The organism is Cytobacillus firmus, assembly GCF_023612095.1.
Lineage (GTDB): Bacteria > Bacillota > Bacilli > Bacillales > Cytobacillaceae > Cytobacillus.
The window spans coordinates 2,199,177-2,218,169 of sequence record NZ_CP086235.1 but is presented as its reverse complement, the minus strand read 5'-3'; the positions used below and the strand labels follow the sequence as shown (position 1 = coordinate 2,218,169).

At 41.1% G+C, this 18,993-nt stretch carries 16 protein-coding genes; 1 reads left to right on the top strand and 15 read right to left on the bottom strand.

The window, feature by feature from the left end; genetic code table 11:
• Positions 1–11: 11 nt before the first annotated feature.
• The 4 genes from xylE to xylA form a co-directional block, all read right to left on the bottom strand.
• Positions 12–1,412, bottom strand: coding sequence for a D-xylose transporter XylE (gene xylE / locus LLY41_RS11265; protein ID WP_304585388.1), 1,401 nt, complete (start codon positions 1,410–1,412; stop codon positions 12–14).
• An 87-nt stretch (positions 1,413–1,499) separates the two neighbouring features.
• Positions 1,500–2,534 carry an aldose epimerase family protein gene (locus tag LLY41_RS11260; protein WP_304585387.1) on the bottom strand — a complete coding sequence of 345 codons (1,035 nt, stop codon included), beginning with the start codon at positions 2,532–2,534 and terminating at the stop codon, positions 1,500–1,502.
• A gap of 21 nt (positions 2,535–2,555) precedes the next feature.
• A complete protein-coding gene (gene xylB / locus LLY41_RS11255; protein WP_304585386.1) occupies positions 2,556–4,058 on the bottom strand; it encodes a xylulokinase in 1,503 nt (500 codons plus the stop codon).
• A gap of 105 nt (positions 4,059–4,163) precedes the next feature.
• A complete protein-coding gene (gene xylA, locus LLY41_RS11250; protein WP_304585385.1) occupies positions 4,164–5,495 on the bottom strand; it encodes a xylose isomerase in 1,332 nt (443 codons plus the stop codon).
• Between the two features lie 187 nt (positions 5,496–5,682).
• Between xylA and LLY41_RS11245 the strand changes: the two genes are divergently transcribed.
• On the top strand, positions 5,683–6,867 hold the full coding sequence (locus LLY41_RS11245) for an ROK family transcriptional regulator (RefSeq protein ID WP_304585384.1): 1,185 nt from the start codon (positions 5,683–5,685) through the stop codon (positions 6,865–6,867).
• Between the two features lie 354 nt (positions 6,868–7,221).
• On the opposite strand, the gene LLY41_RS11240 is transcribed toward LLY41_RS11245, so the two are convergent.
• The 11 genes from LLY41_RS11240 to LLY41_RS11190 form a co-directional block, all read right to left on the bottom strand.
• Entirely contained in the window at positions 7,222–7,410 is a 189-nt protein-coding gene (locus LLY41_RS11240) for a hypothetical protein (protein ID WP_304585383.1), read from the bottom strand.
• Between the two features lie 414 nt (positions 7,411–7,824).
• Positions 7,825–10,065, bottom strand: coding sequence for an ATP-binding cassette domain-containing protein (locus LLY41_RS11235; RefSeq protein WP_304585382.1), 2,241 nt, complete (start codon positions 10,063–10,065; stop codon positions 7,825–7,827).
• 250 nt (positions 10,066–10,315) lie between these two features.
• Positions 10,316–11,164, bottom strand: a complete 849-nt coding sequence (locus LLY41_RS11230) for a DUF8832 domain-containing protein (RefSeq protein ID WP_304585381.1) — start codon at positions 11,162–11,164, stop codon at positions 10,316–10,318.
• 7 nt (positions 11,165–11,171) lie between these two features.
• Positions 11,172–13,595 carry a heavy metal translocating P-type ATPase gene (locus LLY41_RS11225; protein WP_304585380.1) on the bottom strand — a complete coding sequence of 808 codons (2,424 nt, stop codon included), beginning with the start codon at positions 13,593–13,595 and terminating at the stop codon, positions 11,172–11,174.
• Positions 13,596–13,846: 251 nt separating this feature from the next.
• Positions 13,847–14,053: a copper chaperone CopZ gene (gene copZ, locus LLY41_RS11220; RefSeq protein WP_304585379.1), complete on the bottom strand. Its 207-nt coding sequence runs from the start codon at positions 14,051–14,053 to the stop codon at positions 13,847–13,849.
• A gap of 13 nt (positions 14,054–14,066) precedes the next feature.
• Positions 14,067–14,414 carry a metal-sensitive transcriptional regulator gene (locus tag LLY41_RS11215; protein ID WP_095243098.1) on the bottom strand — a complete coding sequence of 116 codons (348 nt, stop codon included), beginning with the start codon at positions 14,412–14,414 and terminating at the stop codon, positions 14,067–14,069.
• Between the two features lie 118 nt (positions 14,415–14,532).
• A complete protein-coding gene (locus LLY41_RS11210) occupies positions 14,533–15,162 on the bottom strand; it encodes an NAD(P)/FAD-dependent oxidoreductase (RefSeq protein WP_095243099.1) in 630 nt (209 codons plus the stop codon).
• A gap of 18 nt (positions 15,163–15,180) precedes the next feature.
• Positions 15,181–16,185, bottom strand: a complete 1,005-nt coding sequence (locus LLY41_RS11205) for an ABC transporter ATP-binding protein (protein ID WP_304585378.1) — start codon at positions 16,183–16,185, stop codon at positions 15,181–15,183.
• Positions 16,178–17,149, bottom strand: coding sequence for an ABC transporter ATP-binding protein (locus LLY41_RS11200; protein ID WP_304585377.1), 972 nt, complete (start codon positions 17,147–17,149; stop codon positions 16,178–16,180). Before LLY41_RS11200 ends, LLY41_RS11205 begins: the two co-directional genes overlap by 8 nt.
• Before the next feature lie 3 nt (positions 17,150–17,152).
• A complete protein-coding gene (locus LLY41_RS11195; RefSeq protein WP_304585376.1) occupies positions 17,153–18,010 on the bottom strand; it encodes an ABC transporter permease in 858 nt (285 codons plus the stop codon).
• On the bottom strand, positions 18,003–18,989 hold the full coding sequence (locus LLY41_RS11190; RefSeq protein ID WP_304588030.1) for an ABC transporter permease: 987 nt from the start codon (positions 18,987–18,989) through the stop codon (positions 18,003–18,005). Before LLY41_RS11190 ends, LLY41_RS11195 begins: the two co-directional genes overlap by 8 nt.
• Between the last annotated feature and the right edge of the window lie 4 nt (positions 18,990–18,993).

Below are 18,993 nucleotides of genomic sequence, written 5' to 3'. Positions count from 1 at the left end.
CATTCAATAAATCATGCAGTTCTTTTCCACATATTCTCCATATTTTCAAGAGTCTTCCCTTTCGTTTCAGGTACGAACTTCCAGACAAAAATGGCTGAAAGGACACTCATCAATCCATAGAAGCCGTAAGTTAAGCCGCCGCTGAATTCCATCATCATCGGATAGGTCGATGAAATGAAATAGTTTGCGGCCCATTGTGCTGCAACAGCAACTGCAACGGCCTGTCCACGGATTTTGTTCGGGAAAATTTCTGAGATCAGTACCCAGCAAATCGGTCCCCATGACATCATGAAAGAAGCTGTATAAACGATAATAAAAATTAACGTACCCATGCCGATTATATTGGAAAAAGCCATTCCGGCAACACCAAACATCCCGATTGCCATTCCAATGGATCCTGTAATTAATAATGGCTTGCGTCCCCACTTATCCACCGTTAAAATGGCCACCACTGTAAAGATGACATTTATAACACCCATAACAATCGTCTGCAGCATTGAGGCATCCTTTGCTGCTCCCATGCTTTCAAAGATACGCGGTGCATAGTAGAGAGCCACATTAATTCCGACAAACTGCTGGAATACAGACAGCAGAATTCCTATAACAATCACTAATTTTCCATACGCAAACAGCTTTTCTGCTGGAACATTTGCTGAGGCGGTTACCGACTTTTTGATTTCACCCAGGATCGTTTTTGCCTCGCTTGCACCATTAATTTTCGTAAGGACTGCTAAAGCCTTATCATCGTGATTTTTAATGGCCAGGTAGCGTGGTGTTTCCGGAACCAGGAGCAGCAGCAGACCAAAAGCAAGGGCCGGGATAGCTTCTGATGCAAACATGTACCTCCAGCCAACCTCATTGATCCATTCCAATGGACGGCCGCTGGCAATGCCCCAGTTGACAAAGTACACGACAAGCATTCCGAAAATGATCATAAACTGATTGAATGAAACCAGGCGTCCGCGGATATCGGCAGGTGCAATTTCACCGATATACATCGGAACAATGGCTGACGCAAGACCAACCCCAATTCCGCCAATAATGCGGTAAAGATTAAACGTCAGCAATAACGAGATGGTCGGTTCCCCTTTTGTGAAAAATAAAAATTCAGGAAAAGCAGACCCTAAAGCAGATAAGAAGAATAGGACAGCCGCAGCAATCAGCGAATTTTTCCGGCCAAACTTCGACGCAAAATAACCGGATATCAAACCGCCAATAATACAGCCAATTAAGGCACTGGAGGTTGTCGCTCCATGGGCCAGCGACCCTAATCCCAGACTTTCGATCAAATAGATTTCCAGTGACTTTTCAGCTCCTGAAATAACAGCCGTATCATACCCAAAAAGCAAACCACCTATCGCAGCAACCAATGTAAGTGAACCAATATAAAGAGAGTTCCGATTCTGTTTCATAGTTTGTTAAAGACAGATTTGAACCAGGTATAGCGCTTACAATTTACTATTTTCAAATCTATCTTTACTCCTTTCTATTCGAAATGATTAAACAACGAGAAACTTGAAACTTGTACTTGTTTTATAGACCTCATTTTTCTCCAGGATAATAGAAGGAAAATGTTCATAATGAACAGCATCAGGCGGACATTGAGTTTCGAGACACAGCCCCAAATGCCTTTTTGATTGAACACCCCTGATTTGAAAATCGTTTCCAAGCATGTTGGCTGTATATAAAACAACACTCGGCCTGTCCGTTTTCACTGCCAGTTTTCGTCCGCTTGCAAAATCCGCTACAGTCATTTCACCTGTATTCAATAGAAAGGGATGATCATAGCCTCCTTCCGCAAGCATGTTCTGAGGATGTCTGGACTGTAAGCCTTCTGTGATTTTCTTCCCGGCTCTGAAATCAAACGGTGTATTTTCCACATGTATGAATTCCCCGGTAGGAATCAATGTATCATCAAGCTCCAGAAAGTGATCACTTTTTATTGTCACCTCATGCTCAAGAATGTCCCGCTTTAAGTCCCCGCTCAGGTTAAAATAAGTATGGTTTGTCAGATTGATGATCGTTTTTTTATCAGTTGTCGCTTCATAACTAATGATCAGTTCATTATCATTATTCAGTGTATAGTTTACCGTTGCCTCAAGTGTCCCGGGATACCCTTCTTCTCCATCCGGACTTATATAGGAGAACCTGATATTTGCCTCATTCAAGCCCTTTTCGGCGGACGAGTCCCAAAGCACCTGGTGAAAACCTGCTCCTCCATGAAGATGGTGTTCCCCATCATTTTTAGGCAGACTGTACACAGTTCCATCAAGAGTGAAGCTTGAGCCTGCTATCCTTCCGGCCACCCTTCCGATAATTGCGCCGAAGAATGGTGAATGATTTACATACTCTTCAAGTGTGTCAAAACCCAGAACCACATTCTCTATATTCCCTTCACGATCAGGTACAGATATCCCGGTAATGATTCCCCCGTAGTCGATACACGATACGCTCATTCCATGATCATTGCTGATTGTATAAGATTTAACGCTGTGTCCATTCAACTCGCCAAAGATACTTTCTGTTATGTTCATGACCTTCTCCCCCAAGACAGCTTACTTTTTCCTGAAACCGGCCAATCCCTCATTCAGTTTCCTGGTTTGTGCATAAACCTCTTTATATAACTGGAAAAGCTCCTCATATTTTTTAACGTTTTCAGGTATCGGCACATACGATTTTTCATATGAAATGAAGTCATCCGCACACGCTTCCAGAGATTCATACCAGTTGCATCCGTATGCCGCTAGCATAGCCGCACCTACAGCAGGGCCTTGCTCACTTGAAAGCTTTACAATGGTGCTGTTAAAGATATCTGCCTGTATTTGCAGCCACGCATCACTTTTGGCTCCGCCGCCAATTGAAATGACGGTATCTATCTGCTTGCCGCTTTCCCTGAATATTTCAATCGATTCATGTAATGAAAAGGTGATTCCTTCAATGACCGATCGAACAAAGTCATTCCGGTTATGTGAAGTGTCCATGCCGATAAAGCTTCCCCGAATCTGCGAATCTGCATGTGGCGTGCGCTCACCCGCGAGGTATGGTGTAAACAAGAGACCGTTCGAGCCAATCGGAACCTCACTTATTTCACTCAGCAGAGTGTCAAATGATTCCATTTCTGCAAACGTTTCTTTAAACCAGCTCAAACTATGTCCCGCTGACAGGGTTACCCCCATTGTGTAGTAGGCATTTTCTTCACCATGATTAAAATAATGGACCTTTCCCTGAAAATCCTTGTCATTTTGTTCTTCATAGGATAAAACGACTCCGGATGTGCCAATGCTGCACAAAGTTTTGCCTTCTGACAGAATTCCTGAACCGATCGCACCGCAGGCATTGTCAGCTCCTCCGGCAAATACCTTTGTTAAATGAGATAATCCCGTCTTCTCAGCAACCTCTGGCTTTAACGTCCCTACACATTCACGGGATTCAACTAAAGGCGGACATATATTCACATCAATCCCGGTTAGCCTGCACATCTCTTCACTCCACATTTTCCGGCCAACATCCAGGAGCAGCGTGCCCGCAGCATCACTATATTCACTATGAATCTTTCCAGTCAGTCTAAAACGCAGATAATCTTTAGGGAGCATAAATACAGCCACTTTTTCAAATACACCCGGCTCATGCTGCTTCACCCAAAGCAATTTAGGCAGTGTGAAACCTTCTAGGGCCGGATTCTTTGTGATTTCCAGCAGACGCTTCTCACCAGCCATGTCATAGATTTGCTGACACTGCTCTGTTGTACGTGTATCATTCCAAAGGATCGCATTGCGCAGAACCTTATTCTCTTCATCCAGAAGGACCAGTCCGTGCATTTGTCCTGAAAAACTGATTCCCTGTATGTCTTCCTCATCTCCATCGAAATGTTCTGTAAGTTCTTTAAGAGCATCGACTGTTTTATTAACCCATTCAGCCGGATCCTGTTCACTGTAACCGGACTTTTCATGAATGAGCGGATAAGATCTGGAGACTTCGCTGCACACTTCTCCGTTTTGATTCATAAGTAATACTTTTACCGAGCTCGTGCCAAGGTCAACCCCGATTACATATTTCATGATTGATCATCCTTTAGATAGTGAAATGTATGCTAAGCTTTGTTTTTAAAAATGTACTGGGGCCATTGAGGGTTCCCAGTACATTTACACTTTTCTATTAAACTCTTAAGCTTTTACACTCGCATAGGCTTCGAGAATGTATTTATTTAAAACAGCCTTTAACTGTTCCTGTCTTCCGGATTTGTTTTCAATCTTTTCAAGCCCAAGAGCATATTTCTCAAGCTTATGGAAGTCAGTTTTTCCTTCAACGATCTCCAGGCCGATGCCTTCTGTATAGCTGCTATATCTGTCAGCAATGAAGTTATCTAATACTTTATCTTCAATTAAACGCTGAGCCACTTTCGCACCAACCGCAAATGTGTCCATTCCTGCAATATGAGCATAGAACAGATCTTCAGGGTCAAATGAACCTCTTCTCACCTTCGCGTCAAAGTTTAAGCCGCCTGTTCCAAGACCGCCATTTTTAAGAATTTCAACCATGGCAAGTGATGTGGAATAGATGTCTGTCGGGAATTCGTCCGTATCCCATCCGAGCAGGGTATCTCCCTGGTTGGCATCCACAGAACCAAGCATTCCATTTATGCGTGCTGTATGCAGTTCATGCTCAAATGTATGGCCGGCAAGGGTTGCGTGGTTTGCTTCAATATTGAATTTGAAGTAGTCTTTTAAGCCGTAAGATTGCAGGAATGATAAACTGGTTGCCACATCAAAATCATATTGATGTTTGGTAGGCTCCTTCGGCTTAGGCTCGATTAGGAATTGGGCATCAAATCCAATTTCATTTGCATAATCGATTGCCATATGGAAGAAGCGCGCAAGATTGTCCTGTTCAAGCTTCATGTCCGTATTCAGCAGTGTTTCGTACCCTTCGCGGCCGCCCCAGAAAACATAGTTCTCAGCACCAAGCTCCTTGCCAATTTCAAGTCCCTTTTTCACCTTTGCAGCAGCATAAGCGAATACATCAGCATTTGGAGCTGTCGCCGCCCCGTGCAGCCAGCGCGGATGTGAAAACATATTAGCGGTATTCCATAATAGCTTCGTTTTGCTTGATTTCATATATTCTTTAATCATGCTCGTAATCTCATCTAAGTTCTTAAACGTTTCGCTTAATGAATCCCCTTCAGGTGCAATATCCGCATCATGGAAACAGAAGAATGGTACATTCAGTTTTTCATAGAATTCAAAGGATGCTTCTACACGTGCCTTCGCCAGATCCATTCCGGAAAATCTATCATATGAACGAAGCATCGTGCCCTCTCCGAAAGGGTCATTTCCTTCCGCCGTAAACGTATGCCAGTATGAAACTGCAAAACGCATTAGGTCTTCCATTTTTTTGCCGTTGATCATTTCTTCAGGATTATAATATTTAAAAGACAATGGATTAGTAGAATCTGGACCTTCGTATTTTACTCCACTCACATTTTTGAAATAGTTCATTTTCATTCCTCCATTTTTTATAGATTTTTCTGTGTGTTATCGCTTTCATTTGATCACAAATTGATTTTAACACCATAAACTTAGTTTGTCTATTGAATGAACTAAGTTTTATTTTTAATTTTAATTATGGTATAAATGGAATATGATTGTAATAGACAAAGAAATTGAGAATTTGAGGAGAAAAATTATGATTTGGAATCAGCAGCTGGTAAAAATAAAAAACAAATCACGTGTTCTGCAGACGATTATCGACCAATCCCCTATCTCACGGGCAGATATCGCACAGCATTTGGGACTGACTAAAGGGACAGTTTCCTCCTTGGTCAACGAACTGATAGAAGAAAAAATCTGTTCTGAAACAGGGCCAGGCAAATCGAGCGGCGGACGGCGCCCTGTGATGCTGCTCTTTAATGAAAAAGCTGGGTATGCGATTGGAATTGATTTAGGGGTTAACTATATTTTAGGTGTCATGACTGATTTATCCGGTAATATTGTGAGCGAACATTTGAAGCATATGAATAGCATGAGGTACGAAAAAACCATTCTTGTTATAAAAGAAATCATTCAATCCCTATTGGACTCTACCCCTGAGAGCCCCTATGGTGTGATCGGAATCGGTATTGGCGTACCGGGAATCGTTAATAAAAAAGGAAGCAACATCCTGCTTGCCCCTAATCTGGGCTGGACAGATATCAATTTAAAAGAAGAAATTGAGACAGAGTTTCACCTTCCTGTCATCATCGACAACGAAGCGAACGCCGGAGCATATGGGGAAAAGCGTTTCGGAGCCGGGAATAACTTTGAAAATCTCATTTATGTAAGCGCTGGAATCGGCATAGGCGTCGGCTTTATTTTGCAAAACAGCCTTTACCGGGGAGCTGAAGGATTTTCCGGTGAAATGGGCCATATGGTGATTGATATCGATGGAAAAGAATGCAGATGCGGCAGCAAAGGCTGCTGGGAATTATACGCTTCTGAACAGGCATTGCTGAACCAGGCAAAGAATATCCATTTAAAACGGGATGAATTGAACCTGGAGTCATTAGTTGAAATGGCAAAAGAAGATGAGGAAGTAAAGGATTTGTTCCGTCAAATCGGCCGAAGCCTCGGCATTGGCATAAACAATATCATCAATACATTTAACCCAGAGCAAATCATCATAGGAAATCGCTTAGCCATTGCCAAAGAATTAATATCCGAATCGATTATGGAAGTCGTAAGGAACCGTTCCTTACGGTTTAATCAGGAAAATGTCAATATTACATTTGCTGATTTATCGATTTATTCTGCAGCACTTGGGGCTTCTGCTTATGCTACTGAGAGCTTTTTAAATTCGGATTTGGAGGAGCATTTGAATAGGCAGAATGCCTGATTTGGTTATAGAAAACGGCTCTTTAAGAGTGATAACTGTTTTCTGTTTATGAATCTTGTCCGTTGATTTCCGCTGCGGGAACGCAGCGAACCCGCGGGAGGAATGTGAGCCTCCTCGGCTTCGCCTGTGGGGTCTCACACTTCCCTCTCCTCCCGCAGGACATTGAATAAGCTTCTCCGAATAAACACCGCACGAAGAAAATGCGAAAGCATTTTCGAGGATCAAGTGCCCTCCGCTCCAATCAACTCAGCGAATAAAATTAAGTTAAAAATTAATAAAAAACTAAAAAGAATGTCCTGTATATTTTCCGGACATTCTTTTTTTATGGCTGATAAATTACTCCTCTATCGTAATTTAAACACCTATAGAGGCAGTTACAGCTATACTCCATACTATCAGCACAAAGGAAATGGTCAGCAGAAACGTGTACATCCCGGTTGGCTGATCCTTTTTGACCTTCTTTAAGATCTCAACCAGACTAATACAGAAGACAATTCCTAAAACCGGTGTTAAGTATATATTTATGAAGATAAAAACTGTCACAATGGCACCTCCTTTTCTTTTGGAATGCTTTGTATGTACTAGAATTTCAAAATACACATAGAGAAGTGCCGTGTAGATAATTTATTCCGAGCACAATATTTTGGAGCGAAAGTAATAAATACTCTAAAATCTTGAAAAGCAATTTTCCCATAAACTTTAAAGAGCAATTGTGCTAAATGTTGGATAAACTTCAAAGTATGCTAGATAAATCTCAGAACCTGTTAGATAAGTTCAAATTTATGTTAGATAAAACCTAGCATATGTTAGATATAATCCAAAACCTGTTAGATATTCCGTTCTATGTGCCCGAATCAAAGTATTTTGCCACTCCCTATCCGTCTGTTTAAAACTCAAAGCTGTTTATAAATAACAAAACAAATAGCCATGCAATAAATTCCATGGCCATTTGATTCCTTACAGATGCTGCGCCGTAACCGAACGCTCACATTCCAAAATCCCTGCCGGCGGTCCCTCGTACAGGATTTCACCGCCCCCTGCACCTCCATCCGGACCTAGATCCACGATCCAGTCACTTTTCCGGATGACATCCAGGTTATGTTCAATGACGATAACGGTATTGCCCTTTTCCACCAATTTATGAATGATTTCCAAAATATTGGCGACATCGGACATATGCAATCCCGTTGTCGGTTCATCCAGTATATAAATATTGCCTTTTGTATTCAATTCCTTTGCCAGCTTAAGTCTTTGACATTCGCCTCCTGACAAAGTGGTCAGCGGCTGTCCGAGTGACAAATAGCCCAGACCGACTGTGTTTAGTGCTTTGAGTTTTCTTTGGATGTCTTTTGCATCAAAAAATTCCACTGCGGCCGCAATAGACATCTCCATGATTTCAACAATATTCTTGCCCTTATATAAGTATTGGAGCACGTCCTGCCTAAAACGGCTTCCATGACATTCACTGCATTCGACTTCCATGGTATCCATAAAGGATAAGTTGATCTCAACAGTCCCGGTGCCTCCGCATGTTGGGCATCCACCGATTGAATTGTAGCTGAATAATCCGCTCTCCACTCCATTTGCATCAGAGAATGACTTGCGGATCGAATTCATAATGCCGGTAAAAGTGGCCGGATTGGACCGGATGTTGGCATGGACCGGACTTTGGTCAATACGGATAGCGTCCGGGAAATCTTTTGCAAACACTTCATTCACCAGTGTACTTTTTCCGGAACCTGCTACCCCGGTAATCACCGTAAATACCCCTTTTGGAACAGAAAGAATCACATTCTTTAAATTGTGCAGCGTGCTTTTCCTGCTTTCCATAAAATCAGAGACCGGGCGCGGATTTGTGTTCAGCTCTGCACTGCGGTTTAAATAATTGGCAGTCAATGTATCAGAAGATAAGAATTCCCCGTAACTGCCTGTATACATGATCTCTCCCCCGTTTGTCCCCGCATGTGGCCCCACATCAACGATATGGTCAGCAATATGGATGACATCCGGATCATGCTCTACAACTAACACGGTATTGCCTCTGTCCCTTAAGCGGACCAGCAATTCATTTAACCGATGGACATCTCGCGGATGCAGGCCGGTGCTTGGTTCATCAAATATGTACATAAGGCCTGTTAAGTTGCTGGATAAATATTTAACCATTTTCACCCTTTGGGATTCACCGCCCGATAAGGTTGGCGTTTCTCTTGTCAGATCCATATAGCCGAGACCAATATCACACAGATTTTGCAGACGTTCCATGACCCCGTCAGCGATTGGCTTTGCTTCAGGTGAGATGATTTTTGGAAGAGTATTTATAAGCTGATCCAATTGCATGGATGTCAGATCATAAATGGAATAGCCTTTGATCTGGGATGAAAGCACCTTTTCGTTGTACCGCTTTCCTCCGCAGGAAGGGCAAACAGTCATCGTGCTGAAGGTCTTCAGGAGCTTCTCACCCGCTTTAGACGTCTCTTTGTCCCTCTTCACATGCTGGCGCATAAATTTGACGGCCAGACCCTCATAGGTGGCATTCATATCATTATTCATATAACTGACAGTCACTTTTTCCGGTTCTGCAAAGACAAGCTTATTAAACTCTTCTTCTGTATAATCCTTAATTTTCTTATCACTATCGAAGAATCCGGATTCCGCATATGCTTTCCATTGCCATGTTCCAGGTCCAAAGCCCGGAAGCAGAATAGCACCTTCATTTAAGCTTTTTTCCTTATCAAGAGCAGCATCAAGATTCAGCGTAATAATTCTCCCAATCCCTTCACACTTTGGGCACATGCCGCTGGGATCATTGAAAGAATAGGCGTTGCTGTACCCTATATGAGGTTCTGCAAACCGGGAGTATAACAGTCGAAGAAGAGGATTAATATCTGTAGCGGTTCCAAGTGTGGATCGGGCATTTCCCCCGAGCCGTTTTTGATCAACAACAACGGCAGTAGAAAGATTGTTGATTTCATCTGCTTCCGGGCGGCTATATCTCGGAAGAAAAAGCCGCTGAAAACTGCTGTACGTCTCATTCAACTGCCGGCCTGCCTCCTGGGCAATCGTATCAAAGACAATGGATGATTTACCGGAACCAGAGACACCTGTAAAGATTGTGATTTTTCCTTTTGGAATTTGAAGATTGATATTCTTCAGGTTGTTTACTCTTGCATTCATAATTTCGATGAATTCCTGCTTCACACAATCAGCTCCTTTTCATTTCATTTTTCGTATGTATGTCATTTGCGCGGAGGATTATCATACCAATAGTGGGAAGCAAATTGCAATAATATTCTTTAATTATTTTTGATTTTTTAGGAAAACGCGGTCTTCCCCTGGGACTCAGTTTGTTGCTCCAGAGTGTTTGATAGATTATTAAAGTTCTTTAATTAAACTCTAAGTTTTTAAAAATAAAAACGGTTCCCCTGTCTAAAAGGAACCGTTTTCCTGCCTACTTTACCTCAATTACATATGGGAAGACAAAAACCTCTCCATCAAACTGGAATTCTGCCCAGATTTTATAGATTCCTGGATTTGTAAACTCTGTTTCAAACAATGGTTCGTTACCCTCAAGCGGGTGAACATGAATATAGTTTTCCGCCTTTTCATCAAGAATGACCACATGTCCCAATGCACCAAGATATTGTTCAGGAACTTCCCCATTTAAATTAAACTTTAGCTCAATTTCTTCATTTACCTTGAATGAAGAAAGAGCTAATGATGCAGAATGGCCACCAATTTGCTTGGATAGATTGCTATCAGGCTGAAGGGCATTGTGCTCGTGATCCCCGTGATCTTCTCCTATTACAAAAGGAACAGGCTTAACAGTATAGGCCAAGTCTTTTGGCTTTATATCAATAAAAGCCTTATATTCACCTGGTTTTAGGTTGTGCTTCACCTTAAAAATACCAGGCTCATCCGTTTCAGGATGTAAATGTTTGTACTCCTTCAAGTCTGAGCTGACAACGATTAAATGAAGGAGCTTTTCATGGTTTACTTCTAAATCGGAAACAATTTCTCCATTATTATTTTTTAAGGTGATAATGATTTCTTCACTTTCCAGTTGGATTTGTGGCTGAACATCACCTTCCACACTGGTTTCTGATTCATGTTCATTGTGGCTGTCATCGTGTCCGCTATCTTCTTCACTTGCTGCATCTTTAGTTTTTTCATCATTATTATGTGCCTCATCGGCATGACTCACTTCTTCTGCACCTGTTTCCGAATAGGAGCTGTACGCATAATACGCCCCCATAACAACAAGCAGATAGGCAATTGCTGAAACCATCCATTTTTTCAAATTAAATTCACCTCTCTAATTTTACTCTTTGCAGGCGAAGTGCATTAAGCACGACAGAAACTGAACTGAATGCCATTGCTGCCCCTGCAAGCCAAGGAGCTAGGAATCCTACTGCTGCAATCGGAATGCCAAGGGAATTATATGCCAATGCCCAGAATAAATTTTGCTTAATATTGCGGATTGTCTTTTTACTCATTAAGATGGCATCAGCGATACTATTGAGATCCCCTCTAATGAGCGTAATATCCGCAGCCTCCATCGCAACATCCGTTCCGGTTCCAATCGCCATGCCAATATCGGCTACTGCCAAAGCCGGTGCGTCATTAATTCCATCACCAACCATCGCCACCTGTTTCCCTTGAGCCTGCAGTTTTTTCACTTCATCAGCTTTGCCTTCAGGAAGAACTTCCGCAATTGCCATGTCAATTCCTACTTGATTTGCAATCGATTGTGCGGTACGTTTGTTGTCACCTGTAATCATAATCACTTCAAGTCCAGCATCCTTCAAACGTTTAATCGCTGCTTTTGACGTTTCCTTTACAGTATCAGCCACAGCTATGATTCCAATAAAATCTCCATCAACTGCGACAAGCATGGCAGTCTTTCCGTTATCCTCGAGATTTTCCATTTTCCCTATTATGGAATCAATAGAAATATTAAATTTATTCATTAGCCTTCTTGTTCCAATTAGCAATTCACGTCCATTAACACTCGCTTTGATTCCGTGTCCCGGAATCGCTTCAAATTCTTGTACGTCCTGCAAAGAGATATTCTTTTCTTTAATTCCCTGCACAATTGCTTCTGCCAATGGATGTTCAGACTGTCTTTCCGCTGAACCTACTAATGTAAGAAATGTTTCTTCATCCATATTTCCTTCAATTAAAATATCAGTTAATACGGGCTTACCGTTTGTCACTGTACCCGTTTTATCTAAAATTACAGTAGTAATTTTATGTGTTCCTTCAAGGTGTTCGCCGCCTTTAAACAACACTCCATATTCTGCCGCACGTCCAGACCCTGCCATGATAGATGTTGGGGTTGCTAGACCAAGCGCACACGGACAAGCAATAACAAGGACGGCAATAAGTTTTTCAAGGGCTTCACCAAATTCACCTGGACTGACCCATAAATACCAGATTAAGAAAGTAACAACTGCAATTCCAACAACAGTTGGGACGAATATACCCGAGATTTGGTCCGCTACCCGTTGAATAGGGGCTTTAGATCCTTGAGCTTCTTCAACGACTTTTATTATCTGGGCTAAGGCTGTATCTCTTCCGACCTTCGTTGCTTTCACTTTTAAGAACCCGTTTTTATTGAGTGTTGAGCCTATTACAGAATCTCCGATTGATTTACTGACAGGGACACTTTCACCCGTTAACATCGATTCATCCATTGCGGAGCGGCCTTCTACAATTTCACCGTCAACGGGTACTTTCTCACCCGGTTTAACATAGACGATATCCCCAACAACTACTTCCTCGAGGGGGATTTCCATTTCACTTCCATTCCGTAACACTGTAGCTGTTTTTGCCTGAAGGCCCATTAGCTTTTTAATTGCTTCTGAAGAGCGGCCCTTGGCCCGAGCTTCAAATAATTTACCTAAAATAATTAAAGTGATTAAGACAGCACTGGTTTCGTAATACAGCTCCACCATATGTGCATTAGACCCAATTGATTGAATGGATTGATATAAGCTGTAGAAAAAGGCAGCTGATGTTCCTAAAGCCACCAGCACATCCATATTGGCACTTTTATTCCGAAGGGCCTTATAAGCACCTACATAAAATTGCTTACCTACAATAAATTGTACCGGTGAAGCAAGAGCCAGCTGTACCCAGGGATTCATAAACATATCCGGGACATATATAAAGGACGTAAATTCAAAATGCCCGACCATCGACCATAATAAAGGAAGGGATAAAATCAATGAAAAAATAAATTTCCCTTTTTGTTTCTCCACTTCCATTGCCCGATAATCAGCAGTATCTTCACTATCCTTCTTTAATTTTGCTTCATAGCCAATTTTTTCAACCTTGTTGATCATGTCCTGAATGCCGACTTCTGAAGGATTATATTCTACAGTTCCTGTTTCGAGCGCCAGGTTTACCGTCGCGCTTTTAACACCATCGAGTTTGTTTAACCCTTTTTCAATGCGTGTGGCACAAGCTGCACATGTCATTCCGATTAAATCAAATTCGGCTTTTTCTTTAACAACATCATATCCAAGATCATGAACCTTCTTTTCAAAATTCGCAACTTCCGTGACCTCCGGATTATACAAGATTGATGCTTTCTCTAATGCTAAATTAACATTTGCACTCTCGACGCCTTCCATTTTATTTAAGCCCTTTTCGATGCGGGTGGCACAGGCTGCACATGTCATCCCAGAAATGGGTAATTGAACTTCTTTCAAGGCTGCACTACTCATCATTTCACTCCTTTACCCTGTCGGGGATAGATAGAAATAAAATCCTTTATACTCATATACTATACCCCTCTACCCTATATGTCAATCGGTTTTACTCAGATAACGAAAATTTTAGTTGGTTATTTTCTTTTATGTAGAATCACCATTTAATAGCACAAGAATAATTAGCTAAACTGTTAGTATAGTCAGATTTATAAAAACAGAACGTGTTCTATATACACGTTCTGTTTTAACAAGCATTATAAAAAAGTTTACTTCACGTCATATCCTTGATCATCAATGGCTTCTTTAATTTTCTCAATAGTTACTTCCGCTGAACTGAACTCTACATCAACGGTACCATTTTCAAGGTGGACATTTACTTGTGAGACACCTGCTAATTCTCCAACGCTGCCTTCGATTGCTTTCACGCAGTGTCCGCATGACATACCTTCTACATTTATTGTCACTTTTTCCATGTTTAACAACTCCTTATTTTTTCATTAATTTTTGAATCGTTACAAGAACCTCGTCTAACACTTCCGTGTCTCCTTCTTGAAGCCGGTCTGCCACGCAACCCTTAAGATGTCCTTCTAAGAGTATTTTTGCTACGCTATTTAATGCAGACTGAGTAGCAGAAATTTGAGTAATCACGTCATCACAATAAGTGTCTTTTTCGATTAATCCTTTTATTCCGCGGATCTGTCCTTCAATACGATTTAAACGTGTAACCAGGTTATTCTTTACCTTATCGGAATGATGACTTTTTCTGTCAGTTCCATTAGCACAGCAGTTCTCTTCTTCAAGTAACATAGGATTATTTTTTGTCTCGGATACCATTTGGTTTCCCTCCTTGCACTACTATTATATTATACCCCCGTATAGTATGTAAAGCGGGAAGCATTTAAAAATAAAAAAGGAATAGTTAACGTAAAAGTACATTATATGCCCAATAAAACTAAACTTTAATATTCTCCAGAATGAATTCCCGTCCAATTCTGTTCACAAATTTATGAAACCCTTCCCTTTTCTTGCCATTTTTTTGATAGATATCAATCACTTTTTCAATGGCAGAATACAATTCATCTGGTGTGAGTTTATTTAGGAGGAGTGTTCCTGCTTCGGCATCCCTCCCTTTTGATTTACCGCCAATATACAGATCGTAATGATCCTGCATTTTCATGATGCCAATATCATTCATAAGTGGTTCACCGCAGCCTACCGGACAGCCTGTATAAGCAGCTTTTAATGTAAAAGGAACTGGCTTGCCCGAAATACGACGATTTAATTCCTTAGCTACCGGCATACCTTCTTCTTCTGCTCCTTTACAAAAATTGCATGTTCTCAAACTTTTGACAAAACTCCCCACAGGGTAACAATGCAGCCCTGCTTTTTCAAATTCTCCGATAATACTATCTTTATCATCCTCAAAAACTTCAATATAAATCTGTTGAAATGTGGTTAATTCAAGTTGGTCATGATCACCCATATGCTTTGCGATAAGGAGCAATTGTTTCGCAGACAGTTTCGCCCCAAAATCAATACCGCCGTTTACTGCAATCTTTATTTTCTTTCTCTTGTTGTCCATCTTTCCATATCCTTTCTCTTATGATGTTTTTTCCAATAAATCAGTATGACAATGGCAGGATACTAAATGGCCGCTATTCACTGCTTCGAGCTCAGGAAAATGAGTATGACAAACACTTTCTTTATGAGGACATCTCGATACAAATGGACAGCCCTTTTCATCCCTTGTGGCATCGACTTCTCCGTCAAGTATCAGCTTTTCTCTATTCTGGATGAAGTTATTCAGGTCCTTTACAACCGCAACAAGTGCTTTTGTATAAGGATGTGAAGGATGCTGGATAATTTTTTTCGTCGGTCCTATTTCAACGATTTTCCCTTGGTACATAACAGCAATCCGGTCACACATATAACTGGCAGTAGATAAATCATGTGTAATAAACATCATCGTCAGCCCCATCTTTTTTCTTAAATCCAGCAATAAGTTTAAAATGCCGGCTCTCACGGAGACATCAAGCATAGATGTTGGTTCATCTGCAGCTATAAAGGATGGTTTTAAAATGATGGCTCTCGCAATGGCAATTCTCTGCCTTTGTCCTCCGCTTAACTGATGAGGATATCTGTGAATAAAATCTTCAGCAGGTTTTAACTCGATTGCTTCGATAGCTTCAGTAACTTTTTTAACTTTTTGTTCGTATGGCAATTCTTTTTCATGAGCATTTATTGGTTCCATTAATATATCAAGTATTCTCATTCCAGGATTTAGGGTATCATAAGGATCCTGAAAAATCATTTGCATTTTTTTTCTGAATTGATATGTTTCAGATTCTTTTAATTTGCAAAGGTTAACTCCATCAAAGTTTATTTCTCCGCTTGTTTCTTTCATCAAACGCATGACCATTCTTGCAGTTGTAGTTTTACCGCACCCGCTTTCACCAATAATGCCCAGAATTTCGCCCCGCTTTATTTCAAGATTTACGTTATTGACTGCATAAACATCTACTTTCTTTCTTTTTAAGAACGTTCCAGATTTTTTTATAAAGGTTTTTTTCAGATTATAGACTTTTAAAAGAATTGAATTATCCATTTTGTCCTTCCTCCTCTAAAAAGCAGGCTGTGTAGTGGCCATGCTTAACCTCTTTCAAGTCTGGACTTTCTTGACGACATTTTTCGAAAGCGTAAGGACACCTTGTATGAAAACGGCAGGAATTAGGGAAATTCACTAGATTTGGCACACTTCCAGGTATAGACACTACTTCCTTCTCTGGTTCACTTAAATCAGGCGTAGCATTTAAAAGCGCCCGGGAGTATGGATGTCTGGCATTGTTCAAAATAGTATCAGTCGCTGCCCATTCCACAATTTTCCCCGCGTACATAATGGCAATTTTTTCGCATATAGCTGTTACCATAGGTAAATCATGGGATATAAGAATCACGGCAAGATTCATTTTCTTTTGAAGGTTTTTAATAAGGGCAATTACCTGTGCTTGCGTTAAAACATCCAGTCCTGTCGTGGACTCATCTGAAATGACCAGCTTCGGATTGCATGCCAATGCCATTGCAATGGCGACTCTTTGTTTCATCCCTCCACTGAATTCATGGGGATAGCTCTTCCATCGATCACCATCAATCCCCACCAATTCAAGGAGAGTTTTTGTCCTCTCCAGAGCTTCGGTTCTATTAACATCCTCGTGAAGGAGGATCGACTCCATTATCTGATCTCCCACTGTAAAAATAGGATTCAATGCATTCATGGCACTTTGCGGAATCACAGAAATCTCTTTCCATCTTAGTGAATAAAGCTCCTTCTCAGAAGCCTTTAAAAGGTCTTTTCCATTTAATAAGACACTTCCAGAAACCACTTTTCCCGGGTATTCTATTAATCTTAATATAGATTGAGCAACTGTTGTTTTGCCGCAGCCGGATTCACCAATTAATCCTAGCATTTCACCTTCATCTAACGTAAAGGACACATTCTCTACTGCTTTAGCTATCCCTTTATCCGTTTTAAAGTACGTAGAAAGGCTCTCTACAGATAACACGGTGCTCATGATTTATCGCTCCTTTCGTAATCGTGGATTCAGGACCTCTTCAAGCGAATAGCCTGTAAACGCAAACCCAATGACCAATGTGGTAATCAGCACACCTGGCGGTAATACCCACCAAATCCATGCATCTGTTAAAAAAGCTCCTCTAGCCTGAGCATAATATAGAATGGTTCCCCAGCTTTTTGTAAATGGATCCCCAAGACCGAGAAAACTCAGTGAAGCCTCTGTTAAGATGGAGTTGCTTGCTGCCAAAACAAATTGGGAAAGAGCAATCGGTATGACACCCGGTAAAATGTGGCGGGAAAGGATGACTCGAATATCGGTGCCAATTGATTTTGCAGCCTCCACGTACCCTTTTGTTTTTAAAGTTAGTACCTGTGACCTTACTACCCTGGCTGGACTAGCCCAGGAAAGCAGACTAATAACAAGTATAATATTCCAGAAACTTGGGCCTATAAAAGCTGCTAATAAAATCATCAGTGGCAGAAACGGGATAACAAGCACTAAGTCTACCAATCTCATGCAAAATGCATCAACCTTGCCGCCATAGTAGCCTGAAATCACTCCAACAAGGCACCCAATAAGGATGGATATAAAAGCAGCAATAACTCCTATTAAGAGTGAAATCCTTGTTCCATATAAAAGTTCACTTAAAATGTCTTGTCCTACATCATTTGTGCCCAATAAAAATTTTGTGTTCGGTTCGGTGAAGGGGGCTCCCACTCTTTCAGTCGGGTCAAAAGGTGCAATGATTGGTGCAAGGAGTGCAATCAGCAAAAAGATAATTAATAGCCATAACCCAAAAACACCAAGACTATTAGAGGTAAGTACTTGCCAATAACTTTTCCATTTTTGATTAACCATTGCCGCTTCCCACCTTTGGATCCAATAAAGGATAAATTAAATCGGCTAGAAAATTAGCAATAACTACACTGAAAGTGATAATTAAGAATGTCGCCTGGATCAGAGGATAATCTCTGCTTAAAACCGATTCAAACATTAACCGCCCTACACCGGGGTAGGCAAATACAGTTTCAATCACTGTAGCACCGCCCAATGTGAAACCTAAACTCAGCATGAATACTGTAGCAACGGGAAGAAGTGCATTTCTCATCGCATGTTTATATTTAATAACCTTATCCTTTACTCCCTTTGCTTTTGCCATCATAATATAATCTTCGCCAAGTACATTTAACATTGAATAGCGCATAATCATGAACGTACTTGTTACAGATATTAAAATAAGAGTTGTCAGCGGCAGGATGAGATGTTCACCAATGTCAATCAATCTATCAATACCAGAGAGATTAGACCAAGCACTTTCCGCTCCGAAAACTGGAAGCCAGCCTAATTGAGATGCAAAAACGGACACTAAGATCATCCCAACCCAGAAAGAAGGCATTGCACTTAAAAACATGAAAACTGTTAGAAGGTTAGCATCCGTTTTTGTCCCCCTGCGCCAGGCAGAAATGGCCCCAAACATTACACCGATAATTGTAGAAATTACAAGTCCCAGTCCTGTAAGCAGCATTGTCCAGGGAAGACGCTCCATTAACAGTTCAGAGATTTGCCTTTTTTGTTGATACGAATATCCAAAATCACCGGTTAAAATATTTTTTATATAAGTGCCATATTGCTCCAGGAGGGAGTCATTGAGTCCGTGTTTATCTAATATGGCCTCTTTTTCAGCACTCGACATAAACCCTACATCTTCCCCTGCTAAAAACACTAATGGATTTCCCGGCATAAGCCGTGGCAATAAAAAGTTAAGCGTCAGCATTAAAAGTATCACGATTAAATATTGCAATAGCTTGTTAGCAATAAATTTCCCCAACTCATTCACCTCC